General features: G+C 80.4%; 1 protein-coding gene. It reads left to right on the forward strand.

What is annotated here, in order from left to right:
- A partial coding sequence (locus AMA02S_RS13930; protein WP_245667526.1) for an ABC transporter transmembrane domain-containing protein occupies positions 1-899 on the forward strand: 899 nt, incomplete at both ends.

The raw sequence follows: 899 nt of genomic DNA on the forward strand, positions 1-899 counted from the left end.
CCCGCCGTAGCGGCGGCTGGACCGGGCTCGTCGCGGCCGCTGCCCTCGCGGACGCGGCCGCCGCCGTGCTGCTGCCCCTCGCGCTGGCCCGCGCGATCGACGCCGCCCCGCCGGGCGGCCCCTCCGCCGCCGCGGCCTTCTGGCCGTGCGCGGCCCTCGTCGCCCTGTCCGCCACCGCCGAGGTGCTGTCGGAGCTGGCCACCGGCTGCGGCGCGGCGCGAGCGACGGCGTGGCTGCGGCACACGCTCGTCCGGCACGTCCTCGCCGCCGGCCCCGCACTGCGCATCCCCCCGGGAGACGTGGCGGGACGCACGGTCGGCGGCGCCGCCGAGGCGGGCACGGCCCCCTCCGCCGCGCCCGAGGCCGCCGTCGCGCTGCTGCCGCCCCTCGGCGCGCTCGTCGTCCTGTCGTTCATCGACTGGCGGATCGCGTTGGCCATCGCCGTCGCGCTCCCGGCCATCGCGCTGCTGCTGCGCGTGTTCGTCCGCGACATCACCGCGTCCGCGCACCGCTACCTGACCGTTCAGGGGACGATCGCGGGCCGGCTCGCCGAGGCGCTCACCGGCGCCCGGACGATCGCCGCCGCGGGTACCGTCGACCGGGAGGCCGACCGCATCCTGGCACCCCTGCCCGGCCTGCGCGCCGAAGGCCACGCGATGTGGCGGGTGCAGGGCGGCGTCGCGGCGCGCGGGCTGCTGACGCTGCTGCTGCTCCAGGTCGCGGCGGTCGGCGCGGCGGGTCTGGAGCTGATGGCGGGCCGCCTCACCGCGGGCGAACTCGTCGCGACCGTCCAGTACGCGGGGCTCGCGGCCGGGTTCGGGCCCGTCCTCACGCACGTGCTCCGGCTCGGCCGGGCGCGCGCCGGGGCCCGCCGCGCCGCCGAGGTGCTCGCCCGGCCC

Origin of the sequence: Actinomadura macra NBRC 14102 (assembly GCF_001552215.1) — a bacterium.
Lineage (GTDB): Bacteria > Actinomycetota > Actinomycetes > Streptosporangiales > Streptosporangiaceae > Spirillospora > Spirillospora macra.